Source organism: Chryseobacterium sp. ISL-6 (genome assembly GCF_018613715.1).
Lineage (GTDB): Bacteria > Bacteroidota > Bacteroidia > Flavobacteriales > Weeksellaceae > Chryseobacterium > Chryseobacterium paludis.
In genome coordinates this window covers 1-25,165 of the sequence record NZ_JAGGPT010000010.1, presented here as the reverse complement: position 1 = coordinate 25,165, position 25,165 = coordinate 1, and the positions used below count along the sequence as shown (strand labels likewise).

The window sequence follows — 25,165 nt, the reverse complement described above, 5'->3', positions numbered from 1 at the left end:
TTTTGTTAATGAGGTTATGTTATTGAATGTTGAGTTGTTCTATTAATGAACGCTTAAGTTAGCACTACGATATACTATTAAACTATTTCCAAAAGAACATTTTATGAGAAGAACAGTCTCTACTTACATTTTTTGCTTGGTACCATTATTTATATTTTCTTTTATCTCTGGTCAAAGAAAGGATGTTGTCACATTTTTTAAAGAATTACACGCTGACCAACAGTTTAATGGCAATGTATTAATTGCTGATAAAAACGGTATTGTTTATCGGCAGTCGCTGGGTTTTGCTAACTTAACAACGCAACTACCTCTTTCATCAGATTCTAAATTTCCAATAGCTTCTATTTCTAAAACCTTTACATCAACGGCTATATTGCAGCTTAAACAAAAAGGAAAGCTTAAACTTAGTGATCCTGTCCAGAAATATCTTGCCGATTTTCCATATAAAGAGGTTACTATAAAGCATCTGCTCAGTAATACTTCAGGTTTGGTAGATTATTATCACCTCTTTGATTCTGTAATGGAACAGAATCCTGATAAGATTATAACCAATAGTGATATTATTCCGACATTGATTCAGTATAAAGTTCCACTTAGCTTTGCTCCCGGAGAAAAATGGGAATATAACAACGTGAATTTCTGCATTGCGGCACTGATTGTTGAGAAAGTTTCAGGAATACCATATTCCAAATATTTACAGGAAAATATCTTTAAACCAGCTGGGATGAAAAACAGTATACAGCCCTTTGATAGAGGTGTTTTACAGGAAGGAGAGGTTGAGCGTTATAGTTTTAGAAATCTTTATACAACAAAGCTTGAGAATGTTCACAGCATGCAGGAAAATTTCAAAATAAGTGAGCATAGCAATTTTTATGGGAATGGAGGAATAGTAAGCACAGCGGAAGATCTTTATCTTTTTGACCAGAGTCTTTACAGTGGTGTGTTGCTGGGACAAGAGGAACTCAATGAAGCATTTACCCGGGTAAAACTTAATGATGGAAAAACAGCAGTATATAAACTTGATGAAAAAGAAGTAGGATATGGATTGGGATGGGAGATATATTTGGATGAAAGTAATGGAAAAATTGTTTTTCATGATGGGTCTATAACGGGTCTTACAAGTATATTAGTGAGAAATATTTCTCAAAAACAGTCCGTTATTCTACTGGAAAATAATGGAAGCAATGCTGTTTTTTCTGCATCAAATGCCATGATAGCATTATTGAATCAGAAACAATATGATCCGGTTCGACAGGCTTTTTCAAGGATATACGGAAGTACACTTGTAGATAAAGGAGTAAAAGAAGCCAATCAACTGTTGAACAAATACAATAAAAACCCTCAAAAATATAGGGTCACCGAAAGAGAATTGATTCGAATGGGTTATGAACTTGCCCGACAGAAAAAATTAGCTTCAGCACTTCATGTTTTTAAAACCACGACTCAAATATTCCCGGAAAGTTGGAATGCATTTGATAGTTATGGAGAAACTTTATTACTAAATAACGAAAAGGATGAGGCGATAAAAATGTACAAAAAATCAATAGAACTCAATCCTAAAAATGAAAATGGGAAAAAAGTTTTGAAGGGATTGGGTGAAATTTGATAGTGTAAAGAATAATATCTTAAAACGATACGAAAGTGTTTTTAAAAATGGTGAAAAAATAAAACCTTTGAATTTTTCAGAGGTTTTTTTGGGAGATTATACTAAGTAATGACTTAATCGAAAAAAGGTAATGACAGTATTTTTTAACAAATGGTAATTGTCAACTCAATGACAACCAGTAACTTTACAATTGTAAAACGGAGTACCTGTTCTCGAAATAGAACTTTTGTTATAATAATTTTAAAAAATAACAGTACGGAAATTTTATATACACGAAACTGGGAAACAAATGATTTAAAAATTATTTTGTATTCAATTAAAATATCAAAAAAGAGATTGCTATTTTACTCTTTTTTGAAATTATTATTACTGTATTTCTAATGATAATGATTAGAGTTTTTCATTAAAACATTAAACATTAAAAAAAAGATCATGAACAATAAAAGAGTTTTATTAACAGGGGTGTCTGGCTTTTTAGGTCTACACACAGCAATCCAGCTTTTGGAAAAAGGATATACAGTTATCGGGACATTACGAAACCTCGAGAGGGCAGGTGCCATTAAAGCAATCATTGAAAAACATACCTCAAATGCTCAAAATATTTCTTTTGTTGAAGCAGATTTGAAATCGACAGATGTTTGGTTTCAATTGACAGAAAATATTGATTTTATTCAACATATTGCATCACCATTTCCTCGTGTTTTACCTAAAAAAGAAGAAGAACTCATAGAACCTGCAAAATCAGGTACTTTAAATATACTAAAAGCGGCATCAGCAAATGGTGTAAAGCGTGTGGTGATAACTTCGTCCCTAGCATCAGTAATGTATGGCAAAACAAAAAATGAACTTGCTTCAACATTAAATGAAAACAACTGGACCGATGAAAATAATAAAAAAGATACAACACCTTATATCAGAAGTAAGACAATTGCAGAAAAGTCAGCATGGAAATTTATTCAAAAAGATAGATCTGGTTTAGAATTAACTACTGTTTTACCAGGAGCTATATTAGGACCTGTATTAGAAGATGATTTCGGTACTTCTGCAAATATAGTGATCAAATTAATGGATGGAAGCACACCAGCATTACCTAAAATAGGATTTGATATCGTTGATGTTCGTTCTGTTGCAGACTTATTAATAAGGGCTATGGAATTGCCACAGGCAAAGAATCAGAGATATATAGCTTCATCAGGATATTTAACTTTTAAAGATATTGCAGCAATACTAAAATTACATAATCCAGACAGGAAAATACCATCTAAAGAGCTTCCAGATATATTTGTAAAATTACTTTCTAATTTTGATACCGCTTTAAAGCCAATTTTAATAGATTTGAGAATAAAAAGGAAAATAGATACTTCAAAAGCAATAAATGAACTACAGTGGAAACCATTATCTTTAGAAGAAGCTGTTTTATCCTGTGCAAAAAGTATCAGTGAATTGGGAATTATAAAATAAAAATGGAAAAGTTAAGATCATCTTTAAGTTTTGGAGGTATTTTATCACAAGAGAGCATAGATCATGTCTCATTGTTATTCAAAAAAAATGAACTCAAAGCTAATGAGCATTTTCAACAGATTGATGGAGTTTCAAATAAAATTGGGTTTGTAGAAAATGGTATAATAAGGGGTTATTCTATTGATAAAAATGATACAGAGGTTACAAAATACTTTGTTCGTGAGAGTCAATTCTTTGTTGATCTGGAGAGTTATTATGCATCATTACCAAGCAAGGATGCTTTTCAGGCGGTTACAGACTCAACAATTTATTCGATCCAAAAATCGGTTATTGAAAAACTGAGTGAAGATCTTCCCAACTTTTATATTTACCTGAAAAGTATAACCGAAGCGCAACTTTTAAACAAATTAAAAGATAATGATTTTTTAAATTATGGTGATGCTAAAACGAAATATCTTGAATTTATCAGCCGTTATCCAATTTTAGCATTACAAGTACCACAACAATATATTGCTTCTTATTTAAAAATAACACCACAGTCTTTAAGTAGGATTAGAAATATAATTTCGAAAAAAAGCAAGTGACTTATTATATGTATAGCTTGTTATCATTTTCGGCTACTGCCTTTTTGCAATTGTGATTTCCTCATAGGTATCACCCATTACTGTATTGAATTGTGAAACGGTTAATTCATCTCCTTTAATTGAAGCATTATAAATAACCCCATTGAATATCATACTTCCATTACCAAATGTTCCTTTTTGTGTAGTGTAATGATCACAGGTAGAGTAGGATACAAAAGTGGCATCACTAGGCTGAGTGATTTCATAATATGACTTTGCAGTGCAGGTGCCTTCATGTATCACAGTAAATGTTACGATATTATTTTTTCTGGTTAGTGATTTGTATACAAAATATTTTATAGATTTTTTGATTTCAGGAGGAGGAGCATCATAATCACCCAGGCATGAATTTAATAGGAGAATTGAAGATAAAATAAATACTAATAATTTCATTTTAAAACACTGATAATTGTCTTACGTTAGTTCGCTGATTTCTTTTTTTCCAGCCGTAAGTCTTTTAAGAAAAGCCCATTGTTTTAGAGTAGTGCGTGCTTCGGCAGCAGGATAACCAAGATAGGTTTTACCAGCAGGTACATCGCCTACAACACCAGACCCCGCACCTATAGTGGCGCCATCGCCAATAGTAGTATGGTCTTTAATAGAGGCGCTTCCACCAATAATAACACCATTACCCAGAGTAACACTCCCTGCAAGTCCACTGTTACCAGCCATAATACAAAACTTACCCAGTATACTGTTGTGACCGATTTGCACAAGATTATCGATCTTACATCCATCGCCAATAATGGTAGAGCTAAATTTACCACGGTCAACACACGTACCGGCACCAATTTCTACCCAATCCCCAATGATAACATTACCAATTTGTGGGACTTTTGCCAATCCCCTTTCAGGGCATGGTCTAAACCCAAAACCATCTGCACCAATAGTTGCATTGGGATGAATTATTGTGTTTTTACCAATATGACAGTTTTCTCTAATAACAACACCGCTCCATATAGTACTGTTTTTACCAATAGTGCTTTTATCTAAAATCGTAGCATTTGGGTAAATGGTTACATTGTCACCCAATTCTACATTAGGGCCAATATATGTACCTGCACCAATACGTACACCTACACCAATAATAGCAGAAGGGTGTACCGAAGCTGTAGTATGAATATCTGTATCGAATTGTGGATGAAGGGGTGCAAACAATTCCAGTATCTGCGACATGGCAAGGTCAGCATTATTAACCTTTATAAATGCTCTGTTTTCACCGGGCTCAATAGATATATCATTATTTACAACAGCTACCGATGCTTTACTGCATGCCCAAAGTTTTTCGTATTTTTTACTACCTATAAAAGTAATTTGATGATTTCCGGCGAGTTCTATTTGCTCAGGAGAGGAAACAGAATGCGACGTACCGCCTACTATGTAACCTTTTAATAACGTATTAATTTCTAATGCTGAAAATGATTTCATAAGTAGTTGTTTTTGCTGTTTTTGCAGTAATCAAATGTTAGTGAGGGGATTACCATAAACTAAAAAGGAAAGTAATGACATTTAATTGTTGGTTTATGGGCATATATTAGTAAAACGCAAAAAAAAGAAAATTATTTTAATAAATAAGTATTTTTATTGTTAAGTTTTTAATAACCAGTCGTCAATATAAATTATTTTGATAAAATTTATGATGAATTTTTCATTTTTTGTTAATTGGAGATGATGGGAATCTTCCCTTCTGTACTGGTGTGAGAGTCACTTTAGGGATAAAAAATAATCCTGAAAAACTGATTGATAGGTTTTTACGGCTGTATTTTGTGAACTGATATACTATGGAAAAGAATTATGAAAATCTTATACATTCCCGAATAAACTAAGAGAGCTCACTTAAAGCAAATATCTCAAAAATTGAAGTTGAAAAAAGTAATAAAAAGCACTTATCAATTATTACAAGTTCAGTATTGCAAGTCATCATATTGACAGTTTGATAATTGGGTCATTTTTCCGAAGGAAATACAAGTTGTAAAACTATTTATATTATTGCAGTATAATTTTATAGTATCCTTTTTCTTCTTTAACATCAAAACCTACTCCCGTAAATGTCAGTTTGTTTATTTGGAACCCATCACAGCCTCCTTTGAATTCGGACGACTGTATTGAAAAATTAAAAGTTTTGACTGAAGAATAGAATGTGTAATTTTTTGTGCCATTATATTCACCTACATTCTCTAAAATAATCTTGTCATCATCTGTTTTGGAAGCCTGTATCACAACTTGATTTTCGTCTTTGACTGAAAAGTTATTAAGAGTTCCGTTGGTAATCAGGTTTACATTATCAACATCAACGAATTCAAAAATGATAGGCAGAGGAGCATTATAACAATCGTTTCCACAGGCTGTCAAAACAAAAGTCATTAAAAGAAATAGTATTATTTTTTTCATGTGAGAGATTAATTCGGTGAAATGTGAAGTTAATCATTAAACGAATGTGGTCAAAATTATAAAGAATATTCTTTACATCTCGGATCTGCAAAAATTGAGTGGTATAACGAATCACCAGAAGCAATGTTTTTCGGACGTATATTCTCTAAATTAACAATCGGTTACTAAAAAATAAAGCCGGAAAAGCATCGCTTTTCCGGTTGAGTACCATAACCGAAAATGTAGTTTGAAAAAAAACACTGTTAATCAATGATAAGTCTTATTAACTTTCATTTTTGGAGTTGCGATTTTAAAAACCATACATACCACCCGAAACGGAAATTTGCTCACCCGTAATCCAGGCTGCATCATCTGAAGCCAGGAATACCGCAGCTTTTGCAATATCTGCGGGCTGTCCTCTGCGGCCAAGTGGTGTTTTTTCGATAAACATTTTTTCATACTCACTGCCGGCGGTAACGCCTGCACTGGTTGCACCTTCTGTTTCCGTAGCGCCGGGCAAAATAGAATTGATACGGATATTTTTTCCACCCAGTTCTTTAGATAATGCAATGGTGAACGCATCTATTGCGGCCTTGGTTGAAGAGTATAATGATGCATTTGGAAGTGGGTATTTACTTGCACCCGAACTAATATTGATGATGTTTCCGCCTTTATCTCCAAAAAGTTTCAGAGCTGCCTGGATAGTCAATACAGTTCCTAACACATTGACGTTGAAACTTTGGTGGAAATCCTTTACCGAAATTTCTTCAATAGGTGCATATCCCTGAGATACCGCATTATTGACTAAAATATCCAGGGTGCCGAAAGCATTCTCGGTTTCTTTAAACAACCTGATCACATCTGCTTCGTTCGATACATCTGCTTGTACTGCAATGGCTATTCCACCATTATTTGTTATTGCTTTAACGACTTTGTCTGCTCCTTCTTTGCTGGAGGCATAATTTACAACAACCTTTGCACCTGCTGCTGCAAAATGTTTGGCAATAGCTGCACCAATTCCTTTGGAAGCACCGGTAACTATCGCTACCTTGTTTTCTAATTTACTCATGATTTCTATTATTAATTGCATTGAAATTCTTCAGGTTTTTTTCCTTCTGAAGTATATGCAAAGTTGCTGCATCATAACGAGCTGCACGTTGAGATGGATCATTGATTACAAGTGACAAATATCAATTCAAAGTGATGATTTAAATCAAATAGATATGTTAAAAGGTTGTAAAAAAGCGACTTATGGAAAATGTGAAAATGAAAAAAAGAGAATGCTAAAGGATCACAAAGGCATAAATTGCATCATTAAGTACTTTTTCATTGGGGGAAGGGACAAAATTGCATAATCCAAATTGGGGTATCTGGCGGAGGTAATTTACAAATTATACAAATCCGGGCATTGATTTATAGGATGTTTATGTCAGGTGGGTAGAAGATCCTTAGGTGATTCAATCTAACAGGCGTAAAATGATAGCGAATCCTAAGATAGTTAAAGGATCTATTTTAAAGCGTTTTTCTTTATCCTGCTCAGAGTTTCAGATGTTAATCCAAGATAAGAAGCGATCATGTTTTGCGGAAACCGCTGAAGAAAATAAGGATAATTTTTGACGAATTCCTCATAGCGCTCTTCAGCTGAATAGTTAATAGCCAGCATTCTTTTCTGAGCTGCAATAGTATTGTTTTGGCTAATCACGTTCGACATCGCAGAAAAAGCAGGGATATGCTTGAGAAATTCTTCAATTTCCGCGTTTGTTGATTGTAGGATCTCAAGTTCCTCCAACGCTTCAATATTAAAGCGGCTTGGTGTTAGAAGGTAAAAGCTTTCAAAATCTGTCAGCCACCAATTTTCTATAGACAATTTTAGTATATTTTCATGTCCTTTCTCATCTACTGTAAAGGTTCTGGCGGAGCCCTTTACAATAAATCCAATATATTTGCAAACGTCTCCTTCCTGTAAAAAATATTGTCGTTTTCGAAGTTTTTTGGGTTTGAAATGTACTGTCAATAATTGCTTATCATCTTCTGATAGCAATTTTCCTGATATTTCTTGAATGTAATCAAAAAACGTTTCAAAATTGGACATTATAAAAGTATCTTAATGGTTTGCAATTTACTCAATTTAAAACATATCTCTATAATGCAGAAAACATATATTAGGGTACTGCCTTTTGTAATTTGTTTGATTATCAAAGTGTGTTAAATAAAATGGCACTAACTGTTTTTAGTTAGTGCCATTTTTCTTTTGTACCCATAACCGAAGAAATATCGAAATTTTTAATTGAAGATTTAGAAAGAATTGCTACAATTTCACAAATAAATAATCCTGTTTAGAGATTTTTAATTCTAAAGCTCGGATATTTAAGAAATGATTTTGTTTTAAATAGACGTCTTAGTATATTGCAAACTAATAGCTACTTGTAAATGTCCAATTTCGAAGCTTTTTATGACTACATTAAAAAAATGTCTGGAGAAATACTTTCTGAGGGTGAAAAATTAGTGATCGAAGCTCATATGAAACCACGAAGGTTCTGGAAAAAACAATATTTTCTGCAGGAAGGAGATGTCTGCAAATATACAGGATTTATCGTAAAAGGATCTGCCAGAACATTTTCTGTGGATGAAGAAGGAAATGAAAATATTCTTAAACTAAGTGTCGAAAACTGGTGGCTGGCTGATTTTGAAAGTTTTTATCATCTGACGCCAAGTCAGTACAACATACAGGCAATAGAGGATTTAGAAGTGTTGCAGGTGACCAATGCGCAGGTTGAAGAATTTTTTAAACCTATCCCGGCATTTTCGGCAATGATGGAGGTCATCAAGCAGAACAATGCAATTGCGAATCAAAACAGGATGCAAGCTGTTATCCGTTATACAGCAGAAGAACGTTTTTCTGATTTTGTCAATTATTATCCTCATTTTTTACAACGGTTTCCTCAAAATATGATTGCGTCCTATTTAGGTTTGTCTCCTGAAACACTGAGCAGATTACGAAAAAAAATAAATTCAAAATAGAAATTTATACAAATATTTTCTCTCTTTTATTTTCCTGCTTCTAATTTCAAAAAAATACTTCCAGAAACTTCAAATCTATGACTTGATTTAGATCAAGTGTATTTAATGATTCAGGTCAAGAATGCATTTGTGCTGCGGAAATATCTTTGTACTTATAATTCAGAACAAAATATCTGAATTTATAAAATGTACAATTATGAGTAAATTAAAAAACAAAGTTGCAGTTATTACCGGTGGTAACAGCGGTATCGGTCTTGGTATTGCAGAAGCATTAAAAAATGAAGGCGCAACAGGCGCAATTGTTGGTAGAAATCAGGAAACTTTAGACAAAGCTTTAGCGCTTCTCGGGAATGGTTTTATAGCAATCAATGCCGATGTAACAAAAGCTGAAGATCTTGAAAGAGCGTTTAAAACAACAGCAGATAAATTTGGCAAGATTGATATTTTGGTCGCCAATGCTGGTGCCGGAAGCGTAGGAACGGTTGCAACTACAACTGAAGAAGATTATGACAGATTAATGAATTTGAACCTGAAAGCAGTTTATTTCACAGTTCAAAAAGCTTTACCTCATCTTAATGATGGTAGTTCTGTTATTCTTATCGGATCCAATGCTGCACACCGCGCTTATGCTTCTTTCACACTTTATGGCGCTGCAAAATCTGCTGTAATTTATTTGGCGAAAGGATTTTCTATGGATCTTTTAGACAGAAAAATAAGAGCGAATGTGATAACACCTGGTACAACGGATACTCCGGCATTTGAAAAGTTTATTCCTGCCGAAAAGATCAATGCCGTGAAACAACAGTTTGCTGAAGCCGTTCCGGCGGGCAGGATAGGGCAACCTTCTGATATCGGAAGTGCTGCAGTATTTTTGGCATCCGACGATTCTTCTTTTATGCTTGGTACTGAACTGCTTGTTGATGGAGGAATGGCTTATCTGGTAAAATAATTTGTCTTAATCCTTATTACAAGATTATGATTGAAACTAAGTAATCTTCTAATATCAAAAATGCCGAATAACGATGAAATTATTTGGCATTTTTTAGATAAAATTAAATCTTTTTCAAAAATCAAAAAGCACAAATGATTTAATATCTGTGCTTTTTACATTTATTGAATGTTCCTGATTAAAAGTATGTTTTAAAAACCATACATCCCGCCTGAAACAGAAATCTGCTCACCCGTAATCCGGGACATATTTTAGAATTACTGATTGTAGTTTTGATTTTGGTCTCGTATTTTCTTCACGCCAAAAAACAGGGAAGCAACCGATCTCGTTTTATCGAGAATTTCTTTCCTTTAGCCTTTTCCTATCGTTAATGAAACTTTAACTCGTATTCCGTCGGGTATACTTTGGCAAATGGTCCGAAAGACCCATTAATCGCTAAAACACTTGTGGTTATTTTTGTGCTGTTTATCGTTGGTTCTGTTTTACAGTTCAGAACGCAAAAGAGAAGTAATAAAAAAATATAAACCAAAGTATAGAAAAATGCTGAGCAGATTAATTTGTATATTTGTTACTAACTATAAATACTTATTATCCTATGTCAATAACAAGAGAAGATGAATTGATAGGAATGAAAAAGGTAAGTGAAGCTGTTGCTATTGCTTTAAAAGAAATGCGAAACTATGCTCAGCCTGGAATGACAACGAAACAATTAGACGAGTATGGGGCGAAGATACTCTCTGATTTCGGAGCTAAATCAGCACCGTACCTCACCTACGGTTTTCCGGGTTGGACTTGTATCAGCGTTAGTAATGAATTTTGTCACGGTATTCCTTCGGAAAAACGAATATTAAATGAAGGAGATTTAATAAACATAGATGTATCAGCAGAACTTAATGGATTTTGGGCAGATAATGGAGCTTCATTTGTTCTTGGAAAAGACATTTGTCAATATCAAAAATTAGTTGATGCATCAAAAGAAATTTTGCGGAAAGCTATTATTAATATTAAAGGTGGCGTTAAGATTGCAGATATTGGACATATAATGGAAACTGAAGCAAAAAACAGAGGTTTTAAGGTTATTAAAAATCTTGGTGGACACGGCATTGGTAGAAGTTTACATGAACAGCCCGACGAATTAATGAATTATAAAAATCGACTTGATCAAAGACGATTTAAGAAAAACTCGGTTGTAGCTATTGAAACATTTATTTCCACTACTTCAACGTATGCAACAGAACTTAATGATGGTTGGACAATGATAGGTAATAAAGGTGGTTATATGGCACAACACGAACATACCATTGTTGTAACTGATGGAAATCCAATAATCCTCACGGAAATGAATGAGATATGGAATTAATATTTAATAAAGCATTGAGTAGAGGTTGGAAAGTTTTTGTTGGAGCATAAAAAAATAAAATAAGCCCTCTGAAATTTTAAAGCGGGTAATTTTCGTGAAAAATTTTAAGCATCCTACCTCCTATAATATCCACTCATGAAAAGGTAAGCCATTTTTTGATTAGATTTCTGAATAATATTCGAAAATGGTAAAGTTCGCCATGGTTAATAATCAATAATTGGTCGTGAGTATTGGAAATAATCTTAATGATTGGTTATTGGTTAACGTACCAGTGTACATCCAGCAGAAAATGATAAACAGCTTGTAAGATTAATTTTTGTATCGTCAGTGATAAGCTATAATCCTCACTTCGGCTACAAACTCTCTCAATTTGGAAACATTTAAAGCCAATATTTGTCTGAACTTTGTTTATCATATTAAAATATATATTTATGGAACAAGTTCATCAAAACACAATTCTTTCGATTAGTCCTATTACTCTTAAAGTTACAGGCAGACTGGTCGATCTGGAAATCAAAATAACTGTACCTTTGCAAGGCGGTGGTTTTCCTGTTATTTTATTTTCTCATGGAGGTGGTAACAGCAATTTCTTAACTTCCTATAAAGGTGGTGGTCCTTTAGTTGACTATTGGGCTTCACAAGGGTTTGCAGTTATTCAACCTACTCATTTAAGTTCTAAAACACTAGACTTACCTCCAACTACCACTGGTTTTCCTATTTATGCCAAATCAAGAGTGGAAGATTTTACAGAGATATTGAACCAGTTACACAAAATCGAAAGTGAATATCCTATCCTCATAGGGAAATTTGACAAGGAAAGAATAGCAGTGGCAGGTCATTCAGGAGGTGGATTAACAGCCGCAATGTTGATAGGAGCTTACTATACAGATGATAACGGTACGGAAATGTATATGCCCGATAACCGAATAAAAACTGGAATATTAATGGCAACAAGTGGCGAAGGTGATGACCATATGCCAGCGCCCTGGGGAAAACTAGATATAGTGAGGACATTTAGGTATGATAAGATGCTAACACCCGCTTTGGTTGTAGCTGGAGATAAGGATGTGTCACCAATTAGTTCGAAAGGCGAGAAATATCATATGGATGCCTATTATCAAAGTCCTGGTAAAAAGGATTTACTTATACTCATTGATGGAAAACACATGTTAGGAGGGGTTACTGGTTATGACGCAGCAGAAACTACAGATGAAAACCCTGAAAGAGTGGCTATTATTCAAAAAATGACTACCGCATACTTACGTTCATTTTTTTCTCCACAAGATAACAGTTGGAAAAATGAATCGAAAAAATTGAATGAAATTCAAAACAGACAAGCAACAATTATATCAAAATAGTTAGTCTCATTTTAGAGTTATGAAAGAAAATAGCAAACCCTATATATTCAATTCTTTGTCCGAACTGCACAAGGTACTTGGTTTGCCAAATCCTGTACATCCATTAATTAGTATAGTTAACAATAGTCATAGCTATATTTCAGAAGTTAACTTCCCGAGATCTTTTGTTTTGAACTTTTTCAAAATAGCTTATAAACCAAATCTCAAATCCGGATTCAAATATGGAGAAAGTTATCATGATTTTGAAGAAGGCGGATTGTGTTTTAGTTCGCCCCTTCTACCAAAATCGATAGAAGAAATTGAAGATAGCGATAACGCTGGTTTTGCATTATTCATACACCCCGACTTTTTATTAGGAAGCCCTTTAGCTTCAAAAATTAAACAATACAATTTTTTTTCCTATTCTGTAAATGAAGCATTGCATCTTTCAGAAAAAGAAAAACGCTCCATTCTTTCGGTTATCGAAATTATAGGAGATGAATTGGATGGGAGGATTGATGAATTTTGTCAGGATATTGTAATTGCCCAAATTGATTTATTACTAAACTATTGCAATCGATTTTACAAGCGACAGTTCATCACCCGAAAAACAGGTAGCAACGATATATTAAAAAAGTTAGACAATTTATTGGAAGATTATTTTACCACTGAGAAGACAATTGAATTTGGAGTTCCCACTGTTCACTATTTGGCAGAACAAATTCATATAACGTCAGGATACTTGAGTGATATGCTTCGTCTGCTCATCGGTCAAAATGCGCAGCAATATATTCATCAAAATATCATCGAAAGGGCAAAGGAAAAATTAGTAGATAGAACGTTATCTGTTTCAGAAATCGCCTATGAGTTGGGATTCGAACATTCACAATCTTTCAATAAACTATTCAAAAGTAAAACCAACATGACGCCTTTGGGATTTAGGCAATCATTCAACTGATTAAAAACGCTAGACCTGTTTCAAATTCTTCCCAAATTGCGATCAATTCGCATTCTACCACGTTCGAAATTATTCAGGTCTTCCGTGTTATCCGATAAAGAATTTTAATGAGTACTTCTTTGGACCAAATTGCCAAATAATCGAACTGATTCACAAAACCCTTCTCTTTTTTCTATCGCAATTTTGTATTGTCAATATTGACAAGCAATTTAAAGAATAAAATAGATGAAAGTACTCACAAAAGTATTCGCTACTGTAATCCTTCCTACAGTAATGTCAGCAGGAGCATTCGCTCAAAGTAAAATAATCGCTGTAGTGAAAAGTGCTAATTGGTGCAGCGTCTGCAAAGCCAATGAAGAAAGAGCAATGGCTGCTCTTACAGAAAACAACAAAGACGGGGCTTACCAGTTTGTAATCAACGATATCACAGGTCCTGAAACTGCAAAAAAAATCGGCACCAGAAATCGAAAAACCTGGGCTTACAAAATTCATGGAGCCGGATATCAGCTCCACTAAACCAAACCCAAAAAAAGCTGTGGATGCTATTAATCAAAATTAAAGATCAAACAAAATGAAATTATTAAAATATATTGTACCTATATTGGTATTCGTTCTCATGTTAAATTCTTGTTCTAAGGATAACGACGATTTTGTTAAACCGGAACATCACTCAACATTTGTACTGGTTCATGGGGCTTGGTAGGCATCATTCGTATGGGATAAGGTAAAAGCATCTTTAGAAGCAGGAGGAAATACGGTTGTACTTGTCGAGTTAGCTGGTCATGGAAATGATCAAACACCTGTTTCAGAAATAACTTTTGATGGATATGTAAAACAAGTAACAGATGTTATTGATCGTTTAAATACACCGGTTGTTCTGGTAGGACATAGCTTAGGTGGTGCTATAGTGACACAAGCTGCTACCAAGATTCCGCAAAAAATAGAAAAATTAATTTATGTTGCCGGATTCATTCCTAAAAGTGGAAGTAGTGTATTTGATTATTCGGCAATGGATTCTGGAACGTTGATTCCTTCTGCATTAGAATTCTCAGCGGATGGAAGTACAGTTACTATCGCAAACGCAGAAATAAATATGCGCAAGATCTTTTGTAATGACGGTTCAAATGAAGACATAAATTTATTGGTAAACAAACTTCGTCCTGAACCGGTTGTAGCTGCGGGAACTCCATTAAATTACAGTAAAGATATCTATAATACTATAGCTAATAAATACTACATCTATACTACCGAAGACAAAGCGATTAGTTATTCTTTTCAGCAACAAATGGTATCTGAAGCGAACATTATAAATACCTACAAAATTGAAGCTGGACACAGTCCTTTTCTTTCCAAACCTAAGGAATTGGTGCAAATCATTAATACAATAGTAAAAAAACAATAAATAATACAAAACCACTTTCTGTCATAATATAAGTCTTTACTTTTTGGCTACAACAAAGTGAATTTCGGTTACATCTGTTTTCCAAATTCTGCGGAATTTTGCATTATCAAAATTATTAAACTTCTTTTTTCAATTTTAGTAGCAATGATTATGTCGTCAAATACTTTTAGGCAAACCAATACCAACGATGAAGCAGAAATAAAACAAGTACTTGCTGACTTCACAACAACGTGGAACAAACATGATGCAAAAGCATTCTCCAATATTTTTACGAATGATGCAGATTTAACGAATGTTCATGGACAATCCTTTCACGGAAAAAGTGAAATAGAAACACACCACGAACTCATTTTTGCAATACGGTTTAAAGACAGTTTTCTGAAAATAGGCAAAACAAAATATCGATTTATAACCTGATGTTGCCGTTCTTGATGCTTTATGGGAATAAAAATGCAGACGGTAATGAAATTGCAGAAAAAGGTTTAATGAGTTTCGTTTTAACAAAGAATAACGATAAATGGCTGATATTGGTTTCTCATAATATGGCTTAACATAATTAATAACAAAAATAACAACTTAAAATGAATCTTGTTTCAACAAGAATTATCACAATGACGTAAAAAGATTAGGCGATTTTTATGCCCGGATAACAGGATTGCCGTTTATTTAATCTACACCAAGTTTTGGCGAGTTTAAAACCGAAATAGTTGTTACACCTGAAGCCATTGGAAGATTTAATCAAGTTATATAATAGATGAGTTTACAAAATGGTTGAATAGCGGAAAATAAATATAAACAAGTAAAAACAAAAAGTAAAAAAATATGAGTACAAAAACAAAAATCGCATTGGTTACAGGTGGTAGCCGTGGACTTGGAAAGAATATCGCATTGACCCTTGCAAAAAAAGGTATCGATGTAATTTTGACTTATCATTCTAATAAGTCAGAAGCAGATAAAGTAGTTTCGGAAATTCAATCTTATGGTAGAAATGGCCTGGCCATGCAACTGGATACGCGTAAGGTAGATACCTTCGATACTTTTATTCAACAGGTTTCAAAATACCTGGAAGAAAAAAATGGTAGTTCAAAATTCGACTTCTTGATAAATAACGCAGGTACCGGTTTAATTTTACCTGCTAGCCAGACTGTTGAAAAACAATTAGACGAGCTTTTAGATATACATTACAAGGGCGTGTTTTTCTTAATCCAAAAATCACTTCCGGCGATGAACGATGGTGGCAGTATTATCAACCTTTCTTCTGGGCTGACAAGGACGACAATGACTCCTGCTCCTGTTTATGCCTCCATGAAAGGTGCCATAGAAGTTTTAACACGTTATTTGGCAAAAGAACTAGGTCCAAGAAAAATTCGAGTTAATGCAATCGCTCCGGGTGCCATTGAAACCGACTTTGACGGCGGTATGGTTCGTGATAATGGGGTAACCAACGAAAGAATAGCCAGTGCAACAGCTTTAGGCCGTGTTGGGTTACCGGATGACATAGGAAAAGTAGCAGCTTTCCTTTGTTCAGAGGACTCAGATTGGGTGACAGGAGAAAGGATAGAAGTTTCTGGTGGTCAGGGACTTTAAGATAATTAGTATGTTTGTCATATGGAAGAAAAACAAATAAATAGGATAAAAACTATTAGTGAGTTTCATCAGTCGCGAAATCTCCTGGCACCTGAACACCCGTTGATTAGTATCATAGATTTTGGGGAGCTGGTTCATCTGTCAACTATTGGTGATAGTAAATGGATTTTCGATTTTTATCAGATATCCTTGAAAAGAGGAATTGGTTTAAAAATGAAGTATGGTCAGCAGGAATACGATTTTGATAAAGGAGTCATGTCATTCATGGCTCCTAATCAAATCTTTAAGATCGAAATAGACCTAAATACAATCGGAGAACCATCTGGATGGGTTTTACTAATTCATCCGGATCTATTTTGGAACACTTCGCTTGCCAAGGAACTGCATAGATATGGTTTTTTTGATTATTCCGTTAATGAGGCATTGTTTCTTTCGCAGAAAGAAGAAACGACGATGAGCGGAATCATCGATAACATAAGACAGGAATACCAATTGAATATTGACAAATTTAGTAAGCATATCATCGTATCGCATATTGAAGTATTATTAAATTATTCCGAAAGATTTTACAACCGGCAGTTCATCACGAGAGAAAAAAGTAACTACAAAGTTTTGGAAGGCCTGGAAAAGCTACTAGCCGATTATTTTGAAGGTGATCAGTTAGTTGCAAAAGGGCTGCCAACTGTACCATATATTGCCGATGCTTTAAACCTGTCACCTAAATATTTAACTGGATTGCTTAAAGTTTTGACTGGCCAAAGTACGCAGCAACATATCCACGACAAGCTCATTGAAAAAGCCAAGGAGCGATTATCAACCACTAATTTATCAGTCAGCGAAATTGCTTACGAACTTGGTTTTGAGCACTCGCAATCATTCAGTAAGCTATTTAAAAGCAAAACCAGTCTTTCTCCTATAGAGTTTAGGCAATCGTTTAATTAGATAACCCATATAACTTGAATGAATAAATTTTACAACGAAGCATTACATAAATTTTAATATAAATCAAAGTTATGAACGAAAACAAAAATTCGGTAACGGTATTAATTTCCCTTAACATACAAGAAGGTAAGATGGCTTTAGCTAAAAAAGCATTAACGACTGTTTCAAAAACGGTATTGGAAAAAGAAAAGGGTTGTTTGGCTATAAGAATTCATGAAAACCCACACAGATTATTAATCGTAGAACATTGGGATAGTAAAGATACTTTCCTTGGATCTCATATGCAAACAGCGTATGGTGCCGCATTCAGGCAAAAATCCACCACTTTCATCGATGGTAAACCCTCTTTCGAATTTTGGGAAGAGATTAAGTTTTGATCACTTCAGAAAAATAGAGGATTAATTTAGCCGGCTTCATGATCCTGAATAACGAAGCAGGGCAATAGATTCAGGTGCTTAGATCTATAAACATGAATAGTATCAACATTGCTGAATGTTGATACTATTCAAAAGTGGAGATCATATATATATACTTTATTAACTTTGGCGCCAATACATTATCAGCAGGAGAAAAAAATCAGATGCTGCATCCAATGTTCGATTAACGGAAATACAGAAACGAATTATTGAGAAATATCAAGGCACTACCCGCAATGATTTTATATTTTCGGCTCCGTTTATAATAACAAACGAAATGACGATGTTATGTTTAGCAATAGAAATTTTTCTTTTCAATGCAAACTACATTTCTCAAGTAAGACAACGCTCGAATTTCAAGCAGTAGATTTGGTGAATGATCTTGAAAACTGATAGAAAATAAACAGGAAGTCTTGTAAAAACAATCTGGGAAATCTTATCTTCCTGCGCATGAAAAATCTGAAATAGGATTTCCGCTTATGGGTAGGTCTGCGGAGTATAATATGCTCACCAGTATGATAAAAGAAGGAAAAGTAACTGCTGCGCTTATAATAGATATTCCAGAAATCAATCCCAGCGCAGGCGGTCTCATTGGAACAATTACTGTGAAATTTACCGACCTGGGGAGGATCACTGGGTAACCAATGGAAGCGTAGTGATCTGTCAAAGACAGGAGGTGCAGCGAGCGTACTTTATGACTCACAACATCCGGAAAATGATTCTACCATCTGGGTAGGACCTTCAGGCTCAACTACAATAAAAGATTTTATCGCTACAGAGTATTATAAAAAAGTAATCGTTTTAAATCTGGTTATATAGTTGATAAATGTTTTAGAATTAATCCGGTTATTAAATGAAATACATTCATCCTGTTCTAATAAATGCTGATAAGTATTTCTACAACTGGCATAATCTGAAATACGATAGATTTTTTCGCTATGCTTCCATACAACTATTCCAAACCCAGAATTATAGGAGGTAGTAAAAGCTTTTAAAGGGTGATTTAGGATCTGAAGGTTATAGGTATGTACCGGAAATTTGTATATCTGATGGTTTGAACGATCTGTGCCAAAGGCAGTAAATACCTTAAAGGGTTAGAAGATAAACTTGTAACCGGCTCCTCTTATACTCATGAGTTGTATACTGGGGTCGTCCTTAAGCATTTTTCGCAGATGCGACATAAATACATCCATACTCCGCGCATTGTAATAGCTATCGTCGCCCCATATCTTATTTAAAGGTACGTGCCTTTCCAGCAGGGTATTCCGATGAGAAAGAAGCAATTCTAACAACGCTGTTTCCTTATAGGATAGCGAATAGGTATCAATGGGTGTTTTTAGCTGCTGGGTTAAGGTATCGAGCTCGCATGCGCCGAAACGCTTGCGGCTTGATATTGGTAGGTTGTCTTCTTTCAGCGTGCCGAAACGCGTGAGCAGTCCTTCCATTCTGACCAGTAATTTGCCCATATTAAATGGTTTTCTTAAATAATCATTTCCGCCACTTTTAAAGCCCTTAATTACATCCTCAGGTAATGACTTGGCACTAAGAAAAATAATTGGGATGTTACTTTCCTTCTCACGGATATCTTGAGCAAGAGAATATCCATCTTTTATTGGCATCATAATATCGAGTATACAAATATCAGGAATATTGGAATTAAAGACTTCCAATGCCTGCTGCCCATCTGCTGCCACAACGACTTCATATCCACTGCTGCGTAGTCCTTCGCTGATGATCTGTGCCAGGGTAGGTTCGTCTTCTACATATAAAACTTTATAATTCATGGTAAGCTGGTAATTCTATAACAAAGTTACTACCTTTTCCCGGTTCACTGAGCAGGTATATCCTCCCGCCGTGTTGCTCAATAATCCGTTTTACGTAATCGAGCCCGAGTCCCGAACCTTTAACATTATGGATATTAGGATTGTCGGATATACGGAAATAGCGTTCAAAAATACGCTTTTGATATATATTGTTAATACCTGGTCCATTGTCATTAAAACTGATTATAACTTTGTCGCCAGTATTTTTTAGGGTTATTTTGATAGTCGCCTCTGCGCCGGAGTATTTTAGAGCGTTATCCGTCAGATTGTAAAATACGTTGATTAGATGTATGGGATCACCGTCAACAAAACATGGTTCATCCACAGGAATATATACAATTTTTGCTCCCTGCTCATTACGAAACCGCATGGAGGAAACTACACCTTCGAGTCCCTGTTGTACATCGTACAGCTCCTTTCTCAGTTTGATCTCACCATGGTCCAATTGATCGAGTTGGAGTACTTTGTCGATCATGAGCGTTAAGCGGTGAAGCTCGGATTTGCTGATAGCAAGGTAATTTTCCAGTTTTTCTGGCTCCCGGTAAAGCTGATAACGGCTAACCGCATCAAGTGCAGCCTCTATAACCGACACCGGTGTTTTTAATTCATGGGTCATATTTCCTGTGAAGGCAATTCTCGCTTGGGTATACATCCTTTGGGTATGTATCATGCGGAAAAGAAAAATAAATGCCAGCCCAGTAAGTATCAACATTGAGAAGGATGATAGCAGATAGTAGCGCATTCGGTAATAAACTACCGATTTGATTGAGGGCACCACCAATTGATAAGTATGTAGGAAAAAATTAAGATTATAGCCGTAAAGTTGGTTTTGATAGTCAGCTTTCTTTGTTTTTTCCCAGTCAGCTTTTGATTCCGGCTTGCCGCTGTCATAATTATATAAAATGTGGTAGGTTTCCATATTCAGCTGTGCTTTTAAACATTCTGTCTTGACCAGGCTGTCCATCCGTTTGAGGTCTCTTTTGTCTGCAGTCATTATGGATTCCAAAGTCTCGCCCTGGTCATAAATATGCTTTATACGTCGGTTTTTATGTCCGGCTTTGTTATTTGCAATATTGAAGCCAATAGAAAGGAAAGTGCTGTCGGGAGTAATCTGTGAGCTAAAACTCCCGCCTACATGACGCTCGCGCAGCCGCGTAAAGGACTGCTTGATCTGTAGCCATTCCGGTGAAAGAAAAAAGTTACGGAAGTTTTCACTTTTTTCATGACCTTGCGCTACACTCATATAGTCGCTCACACATGCAGCGTTACTCACTGCCTGATCGAGATCACGCTTTACCTGTACCTGTTGGGCACCGAACAACTGAATGAGCCAGACTATCTGCAATGTTATGCAGAAAAGCATCGCCAAGATTGCCAGTAAGTAAGCATATTTGTTTGTAAACCATTTCATAAAGCTAATTTAAGTCAAATACATACTTCTTTATTTAATCCTGCATACGATTTAACCTTGGTTAACCTTGGTTAACCGGTCATAACATTGGGTTAAAGTAAGTTTGCACCATGAAAAAATATATTCTATTTCTTATCCTGGTTATTCCATTATTTATTCACGCTCAGTTTAAAGTGATAGGTAACATCAAAGATACAAATGGGCTTCCGCTTGAGGCTGCAACTATTTTCTTAAAGCAAAATGACAAAGAAATTTCTTCAGTTTTGGCAGAACGTGGTAAATTCATACTTAACTATAGCGAACCTGGTATCTATAGTATTTATGCCACACTTATAGGCTATAAACTAACACAAATTACGGTCCAACTGCCAAAAGACAGTATTGCCTTAATTATGGTGCCAGACAGTAAAGAGTTACAGGAGGTGGTGGTAACTTTCCATAGGCCACTCATTGAACGTAAGATTGACAGGGTTGTTTTTAATGTTGAAAACAGTATCGTCGCATCTGGCGGAAGTGCCTGGGAAGCACTTGCCAAAGCCCCAGGTGTCCAGGTTAGCTCTGGCAACGACCTTACTGCCAACCGCAAAAATGCACAGGTTTATCTGGATGGTAAAGCCCTTAAACTCTTTGGAGAAGATCTTTCTGCCTACCTTCAGGGACTGCCCTCAGACCTTGTGGCACAAGTGGAGGTTTATACAAATCCGCCTGCGAAATTCGAAGCGGAAGGTGCTTCAGTAATTAATATCGTAACAAAAAAAGCAAAGAGACAGGGGTTCAATGTTACATTGAACAATGGCTTCACCCAAGGCACCTATAGTACTTATAATGGTAGTGGAAATTTCAACTACAGGAAGGATAATCTCAACATTTACGGGAGTTATGGATTTGCCCATAGGCATAATTTTCAGGATCATAACAATGATATTGATTATGGGGATTCATTCTGGAACGCTCCGAACCGCATCATAACCCGATCTGATAATCATAATTATAGGCTGGGTGTCGACTATCAGCTGGCAAATAACCAGGTCTTGGGACTATTGATAACAGGGAGCAACCGAAACGGGAGTAGTAACGCCCATTCAATAACACAGGTAACCGGAAAACCTATGGTGCTTGATTCTACTTTAATAACAGATAATTCTATCAGAAATTCGGGGAATCAATATGCATACAATCTTAATTATAATATCAAGCTCGATTCTGGTAAGAAAAGTATCAACCTTGATTTTGATTACTCACCTTATCAAAGCCAAAATGGTGGTTGGACAGATAATAGCTCTTTTTTACCAGATGGTTCACAAACGTCTAATCAATTTCACATCTATACACCCAGTTCGCAGAAAATTGATATTTATTCGGGAAAAGCCGATATGAACTATCGCTTGTTTGGAAAGTGGGAATCGGGCTCAGGCTTAAAATACAACAGTACACGGAGCTACAGTACTTTTGATTATTTCAACCGCAATGGATCATTGTTTGAAGGCGTTACCGAGAATTCCAACTATTTTATTTACAAAGAAAAAACAGTTGCTGCTTACACAAGTACGTCCGGTATATTTGGAAAATGGACCTTGCAGGCCGGTCTCCGCGGTGAATATACCAGAACGAGCGGGTATTCGATTACCCTGGATGCTTTTAATACACGAAGTTATTTTAAGCTTTTTCCAACGCTGTTCATTCAATATCACCCAGGTAACGACAACCAATTGCAGCTTAACTACGCCTACCGGATTGAGCGGCCTGAATATAACCGTTTGAACCCTGCAAGACGCTTCAATTCTCCCTACAATATTTATGTAGGTAATCCGGGCCTGCAGCCATCTTTTACGCATAGCTTAGAACTGAGCTATACCTATAAACAACACTATGTCATTACCGGATATTTCAGTAATACCAGCGACATTTTCTCGAACATCAATATACAGGATAATGCAAATAAGATTTATTACGGAACCCATGCGAACTTAGGTTTAAGCAGGAGTGCCGGAGTCCGTTTATCTGCATCGATCCGGGCAGCTGATTGGTGGAATATGGATTTACTCGCCGAAGGTTACAGGCAACAGGATAAGTCAGCCTATCTTTCCAGTAATTATAATTATCATATATATTCATATAATGCTACACTTAAGCAGTCGTTTACCATCGATAAAAAGTCAGCAATGAAAGCAGAAATCAGTGGTGCACTCATTGGTCCTGCAATTCAGGGCATTTACCGGGTAAATTACAACTCAGAAGTGGATGCAGGTATAAAAACCAACATCCTGAATGGCAACGGCACTTTGCGCCTGGCGGTAAACGATATTTTCAATACTAACTATTATCTCATCGGTATCAATTATCTTGACCAGCATAGTACTTCTCTGCATCATGTTGAAAGCCGTAACTTTTCATTAAGTCTCTCTTATCGTTTTGGTAAAGATGTGGCAGCGTCCCGGAAACGGATAACAGGAAGTGAGGAAGAAAAAAAGCGTACACAGTAAGGAACGCTAACATTCTTGCTTAATGTCTGTATATTCAAGGGAATAATTCACTAGACTGTAATCAATCATTTTGGCAATAAATTGAAGTGGAAACATCAAAACGAAAATCTATCAGAAGATCTCCCAAATCTTATCCTTTTGCAGATGAAAACGGGAAAAATAAAATAAAACATGAGACTGAAAATAATGGGCTTCAGATTTACTCTGATATACTGAATATTGTTAAAAGCGAAATAGAGTGAATTAAGAACGATCCAGATTTACAGCATTTAGTGCAGGAAAGGTAAAAAGGTTTGTTTTATTGGCTGTATAATTAAAATTACGCTACTGATTTCTGTAGTGGCGATATTTTTTAAGTGAAATATAAAAACATTGAAACTGAATTTTGACTATGTTCATAATCTATTCGAATAATATTTTATCAATTTACCAAATGGTAAATTGATAAAATATTATTTTTTATACCTTTCTGCAATGGAAGAATTAATTAAATATATTTTAAAATTCGGGAATTTGAATAAACATCAAATTGACTTGATTACTAGTAAAGCTACCGAATTACAAATCAAAAAAGACGAGTATTTTGTTGAGGCGGGTAAAATATTTAATCAGGTTGTTTTTATTCTGAAAGGGATTTTGCGTATCTGTTACTACAACAACAAAGGGGAAGAAATCACAAAATATTTTATTGATGAAAACCACCTGCTCTCCAATCCACTCAAAGGTGAACCAATGACCGAATATATTCAAGCTGTTACAGATTGTAAACTCATCATCTTTTTTCCACAAGACTGGAATGAACTTTCTAATACAATCGTCGGTTGGGAAATCATTGCGAATAAGATATTTCAAAAAGGATTAATGGAAAAGTTGGACAGAAGAAGTTCCTTGGTTGCGGAAGATGCTACAACCCGTTACCTGACATTTTTGGAAAAATTCCCAACGCTTGCGAATCGTGTTCCACTTTCTTATATCGCTTCATATCTCGGAATTACGCAACAATCGTTAAGCAGAATCAGAAAAAACATTCGCTAAAGTCGCTTTTTACCAAATGGTAAACAATTTCATATTCCCTTGATGTTACTTGCAGTATTAATTTTAAATAATTTTAAAAATGAAAAAAGCATTGATAACAGGAGCTAATAAAAGTATTGGTTTTGAAATCTCCAAACAATTACTGCAAAAAGGATACTATGTTTATCTCGGTAGCCGAAGTTTAGAAAACGGTTTAGAAGCCGTTGGAATTCTAAAAAAAGAAGGATTAATGAATGTTGAAGCCGTGGAACTAGACGTAACTAATGATGAATCGGTAAGAAATGCTAGAAAAATAATCGGCGAAAAAACAGGAGTATTAGATGTACTCATTAATAATGCGGGAATAAATGGTGGACAGCTACAATCGGCACTTTCTGCCAC

At 35.3% G+C, this 25,165-nt stretch carries 24 protein-coding genes and 1 pseudogene; 18 read left to right on the top strand and 7 right to left on the bottom strand.

The window, feature by feature from the left end; translation table 11 throughout:
• Positions 1–103 precede the first annotated feature (103 nt).
• From J7E44_RS18090 to J7E44_RS18080, 3 genes are all read left to right on the top strand, one after another.
• Positions 104–1,606, top strand: a complete 1,503-nt coding sequence (locus J7E44_RS18090) for a serine hydrolase domain-containing protein (protein WP_214831990.1) — start codon at positions 104–106, stop codon at positions 1,604–1,606.
• 432 nt (positions 1,607–2,038) lie between these two features.
• Positions 2,039–3,067 (top strand): SDR family oxidoreductase, encoded by a 1,029-nt coding sequence (locus J7E44_RS18085; protein WP_214831988.1) that lies wholly within the window; start codon positions 2,039–2,041, stop codon positions 3,065–3,067.
• Between the two features lie 2 nt (positions 3,068–3,069).
• On the top strand, positions 3,070–3,651 hold the full coding sequence (locus J7E44_RS18080; protein ID WP_214831986.1) for a Crp/Fnr family transcriptional regulator: 582 nt from the start codon (positions 3,070–3,072) through the stop codon (positions 3,649–3,651).
• Positions 3,652–3,684: 33 nt separating this feature from the next.
• Here J7E44_RS18080 and J7E44_RS18075 read toward each other — a convergent pair whose 3' ends face one another.
• The 5 genes from J7E44_RS18075 to J7E44_RS18055 form a co-directional block, all read right to left on the bottom strand.
• Positions 3,685–4,083 (bottom strand): hypothetical protein, encoded by a 399-nt coding sequence (locus J7E44_RS18075; RefSeq protein WP_214831984.1) that lies wholly within the window; start codon positions 4,081–4,083, stop codon positions 3,685–3,687.
• 21 nt (positions 4,084–4,104) lie between these two features.
• A complete protein-coding gene (lpxD, locus tag J7E44_RS18070) occupies positions 4,105–5,118 on the bottom strand; it encodes a UDP-3-O-(3-hydroxymyristoyl)glucosamine N-acyltransferase (protein ID WP_214831982.1) in 1,014 nt (337 codons plus the stop codon).
• A 558-nt stretch (positions 5,119–5,676) separates the two neighbouring features.
• Entirely contained in the window at positions 5,677–6,081 is a 405-nt protein-coding gene (locus tag J7E44_RS18065; RefSeq protein WP_214831972.1) for a membrane lipoprotein lipid attachment site-containing protein, read from the bottom strand.
• Positions 6,082–6,370: 289 nt separating this feature from the next.
• Positions 6,371–7,129: an SDR family NAD(P)-dependent oxidoreductase gene (locus tag J7E44_RS18060; RefSeq protein ID WP_214831964.1), complete on the bottom strand. Its 759-nt coding sequence runs from the start codon at positions 7,127–7,129 to the stop codon at positions 6,371–6,373.
• 438 nt (positions 7,130–7,567) lie between these two features.
• Positions 7,568–8,152, bottom strand: a complete 585-nt coding sequence (locus J7E44_RS18055) for a Crp/Fnr family transcriptional regulator (RefSeq protein WP_214831961.1) — start codon at positions 8,150–8,152, stop codon at positions 7,568–7,570.
• A gap of 377 nt (positions 8,153–8,529) precedes the next feature.
• On the opposite strand from J7E44_RS18055, the gene J7E44_RS18050 reads away from it, so the two are divergent.
• From J7E44_RS18050 to J7E44_RS24140, 12 genes and pseudogenes are all read left to right on the top strand, one after another.
• Positions 8,530–9,081 carry a Crp/Fnr family transcriptional regulator gene (locus J7E44_RS18050; protein WP_251040621.1) on the top strand — a complete coding sequence of 184 codons (552 nt, stop codon included), beginning with the start codon at positions 8,530–8,532 and terminating at the stop codon, positions 9,079–9,081.
• A 196-nt stretch (positions 9,082–9,277) separates the two neighbouring features.
• Entirely contained in the window at positions 9,278–10,030 is a 753-nt protein-coding gene (locus J7E44_RS18045; protein WP_214831957.1) for an SDR family NAD(P)-dependent oxidoreductase, read from the top strand.
• 595 nt (positions 10,031–10,625) lie between these two features.
• The gene (gene map, locus J7E44_RS18040) at positions 10,626–11,390 is read left to right on the top strand and encodes a type I methionyl aminopeptidase (RefSeq protein WP_214831955.1); all 765 of its coding nucleotides are present in this window, start codon (positions 10,626–10,628) and stop codon (positions 11,388–11,390) included.
• Between the two features lie 431 nt (positions 11,391–11,821).
• A complete protein-coding gene (locus J7E44_RS18035; protein ID WP_214831947.1) occupies positions 11,822–12,748 on the top strand; it encodes an alpha/beta hydrolase family protein in 927 nt (308 codons plus the stop codon).
• A gap of 19 nt (positions 12,749–12,767) precedes the next feature.
• Positions 12,768–13,685, top strand: a complete 918-nt coding sequence (locus J7E44_RS18030; RefSeq protein ID WP_214831945.1) for a helix-turn-helix domain-containing protein — start codon at positions 12,768–12,770, stop codon at positions 13,683–13,685.
• Between the two features lie 225 nt (positions 13,686–13,910).
• Complete coding sequence (locus J7E44_RS18025) at positions 13,911–14,201, top strand: hypothetical protein (RefSeq protein ID WP_214831943.1); 291 nt, start codon at positions 13,911–13,913, stop codon at positions 14,199–14,201.
• Positions 14,202–14,409: 208 nt separating this feature from the next.
• Positions 14,410–15,087 (top strand): annotated as a pseudogene (locus tag J7E44_RS18020) (alpha/beta fold hydrolase); the annotation flags it as partial.
• A 150-nt stretch (positions 15,088–15,237) separates the two neighbouring features.
• On the top strand, positions 15,238–15,504 hold the full coding sequence (locus tag J7E44_RS18015; RefSeq protein WP_214831941.1) for an SgcJ/EcaC family oxidoreductase: 267 nt from the start codon (positions 15,238–15,240) through the stop codon (positions 15,502–15,504).
• 405 nt (positions 15,505–15,909) lie between these two features.
• Positions 15,910–16,674, top strand: coding sequence for an SDR family NAD(P)-dependent oxidoreductase (locus J7E44_RS18010; RefSeq protein ID WP_214831933.1), 765 nt, complete (start codon positions 15,910–15,912; stop codon positions 16,672–16,674).
• A 21-nt stretch (positions 16,675–16,695) separates the two neighbouring features.
• Positions 16,696–17,616: a helix-turn-helix domain-containing protein gene (locus tag J7E44_RS18005; protein ID WP_214831931.1), complete on the top strand. Its 921-nt coding sequence runs from the start codon at positions 16,696–16,698 to the stop codon at positions 17,614–17,616.
• A gap of 71 nt (positions 17,617–17,687) precedes the next feature.
• Positions 17,688–17,993 (top strand): putative quinol monooxygenase, encoded by a 306-nt coding sequence (locus J7E44_RS18000; protein ID WP_214831930.1) that lies wholly within the window; start codon positions 17,688–17,690, stop codon positions 17,991–17,993.
• A 554-nt stretch (positions 17,994–18,547) separates the two neighbouring features.
• A complete protein-coding gene (locus J7E44_RS24140) occupies positions 18,548–18,673 on the top strand; it encodes a hypothetical protein (RefSeq protein WP_285439798.1) in 126 nt (41 codons plus the stop codon).
• Positions 18,674–19,126: 453 nt separating this feature from the next.
• Here J7E44_RS24140 and J7E44_RS17995 read toward each other — a convergent pair whose 3' ends face one another.
• Positions 19,127–19,816: a response regulator transcription factor gene (locus tag J7E44_RS17995; protein WP_214831923.1), complete on the bottom strand. Its 690-nt coding sequence runs from the start codon at positions 19,814–19,816 to the stop codon at positions 19,127–19,129.
• Entirely contained in the window at positions 19,806–21,266 is a 1,461-nt protein-coding gene (locus J7E44_RS17990) for a sensor histidine kinase (RefSeq protein WP_214831921.1), read from the bottom strand. The genes J7E44_RS17995 and J7E44_RS17990 overlap by 11 nt, the downstream gene beginning before the upstream one ends.
• 110 nt (positions 21,267–21,376) lie before the next feature.
• Between J7E44_RS17990 and J7E44_RS17985 the strand changes: the two genes are divergently transcribed.
• The 3 genes from J7E44_RS17985 to J7E44_RS17975 form a co-directional block, all read left to right on the top strand.
• Positions 21,377–23,749 carry a TonB-dependent receptor gene (locus J7E44_RS17985; RefSeq protein WP_214831919.1) on the top strand — a complete coding sequence of 791 codons (2,373 nt, stop codon included), beginning with the start codon at positions 21,377–21,379 and terminating at the stop codon, positions 23,747–23,749.
• 474 nt (positions 23,750–24,223) lie between these two features.
• Complete coding sequence (locus J7E44_RS17980; protein WP_214831911.1) at positions 24,224–24,784, top strand: Crp/Fnr family transcriptional regulator; 561 nt, start codon at positions 24,224–24,226, stop codon at positions 24,782–24,784.
• A gap of 79 nt (positions 24,785–24,863) precedes the next feature.
• Positions 24,864–25,165, top strand: a 302-nt coding sequence (locus J7E44_RS17975) for an SDR family NAD(P)-dependent oxidoreductase (RefSeq protein WP_214831910.1), incomplete at its 3' end; no start/stop codon positions are given.

Excerpts from the sequence above, each read along its gene's own strand:
- lpxD (WP_214831982.1), bottom strand. The coding sequence starts at position 5,118 with ATGAAATCATTTTCAGCATTAGAAATTAATACGTTATTAAAAGGTTAC.
- J7E44_RS18035 (WP_214831947.1), top strand. The coding sequence starts at position 11,822 with ATGGAACAAGTTCATCAAAACACAATTCTTTCGATTAGTCCTATTACT.
- J7E44_RS18060 (WP_214831964.1), bottom strand. The coding sequence starts at position 7,129 with ATGAGTAAATTAGAAAACAAGGTAGCGATAGTTACCGGTGCTTCCAAA.
- J7E44_RS18000 (WP_214831930.1), top strand. The coding sequence starts at position 17,688 with ATGAACGAAAACAAAAATTCGGTAACGGTATTAATTTCCCTTAACATA.
- J7E44_RS24140 (WP_285439798.1), top strand. The coding sequence starts at position 18,548 with ATGATAAAAGAAGGAAAAGTAACTGCTGCGCTTATAATAGATATTCCA.
- J7E44_RS18010 (WP_214831933.1), top strand. The coding sequence starts at position 15,910 with ATGAGTACAAAAACAAAAATCGCATTGGTTACAGGTGGTAGCCGTGGA.
- J7E44_RS17980 (WP_214831911.1), top strand. The coding sequence starts at position 24,224 with ATGGAAGAATTAATTAAATATATTTTAAAATTCGGGAATTTGAATAAA.
- J7E44_RS18030 (WP_214831945.1), top strand. The coding sequence starts at position 12,768 with ATGAAAGAAAATAGCAAACCCTATATATTCAATTCTTTGTCCGAACTG.
- J7E44_RS18085 (WP_214831988.1), top strand. The coding sequence starts at position 2,039 with ATGAACAATAAAAGAGTTTTATTAACAGGGGTGTCTGGCTTTTTAGGT.
- J7E44_RS18050 (WP_251040621.1), top strand. The coding sequence starts at position 8,530 with ATGTCTGGAGAAATACTTTCTGAGGGTGAAAAATTAGTGATCGAAGCT.
- J7E44_RS18090 (WP_214831990.1), top strand. The coding sequence starts at position 104 with ATGAGAAGAACAGTCTCTACTTACATTTTTTGCTTGGTACCATTATTT.
- J7E44_RS17995 (WP_214831923.1), bottom strand. The coding sequence starts at position 19,816 with ATGAATTATAAAGTTTTATATGTAGAAGACGAACCTACCCTGGCACAG.
- J7E44_RS18015 (WP_214831941.1), top strand. The coding sequence starts at position 15,238 with ATGTCGTCAAATACTTTTAGGCAAACCAATACCAACGATGAAGCAGAA.
- J7E44_RS18055 (WP_214831961.1), bottom strand. The coding sequence starts at position 8,152 with ATGTCCAATTTTGAAACGTTTTTTGATTACATTCAAGAAATATCAGGA.
- J7E44_RS17985 (WP_214831919.1), top strand. The coding sequence starts at position 21,377 with ATGAAAAAATATATTCTATTTCTTATCCTGGTTATTCCATTATTTATT.
- J7E44_RS18045 (WP_214831957.1), top strand. The coding sequence starts at position 9,278 with ATGAGTAAATTAAAAAACAAAGTTGCAGTTATTACCGGTGGTAACAGC.
- J7E44_RS17990 (WP_214831921.1), bottom strand. The coding sequence starts at position 21,266 with ATGAAATGGTTTACAAACAAATATGCTTACTTACTGGCAATCTTGGCG.
- J7E44_RS18075 (WP_214831984.1), bottom strand. The coding sequence starts at position 4,083 with ATGAAATTATTAGTATTTATTTTATCTTCAATTCTCCTATTAAATTCA.
- J7E44_RS18065 (WP_214831972.1), bottom strand. The coding sequence starts at position 6,081 with ATGAAAAAAATAATACTATTTCTTTTAATGACTTTTGTTTTGACAGCC.
- J7E44_RS18080 (WP_214831986.1), top strand. The coding sequence starts at position 3,070 with ATGGAAAAGTTAAGATCATCTTTAAGTTTTGGAGGTATTTTATCACAA.
- J7E44_RS18025 (WP_214831943.1), top strand. The coding sequence starts at position 13,911 with ATGAAAGTACTCACAAAAGTATTCGCTACTGTAATCCTTCCTACAGTA.
- map (WP_214831955.1), top strand. The coding sequence starts at position 10,626 with ATGTCAATAACAAGAGAAGATGAATTGATAGGAATGAAAAAGGTAAGT.
- J7E44_RS18005 (WP_214831931.1), top strand. The coding sequence starts at position 16,696 with ATGGAAGAAAAACAAATAAATAGGATAAAAACTATTAGTGAGTTTCAT.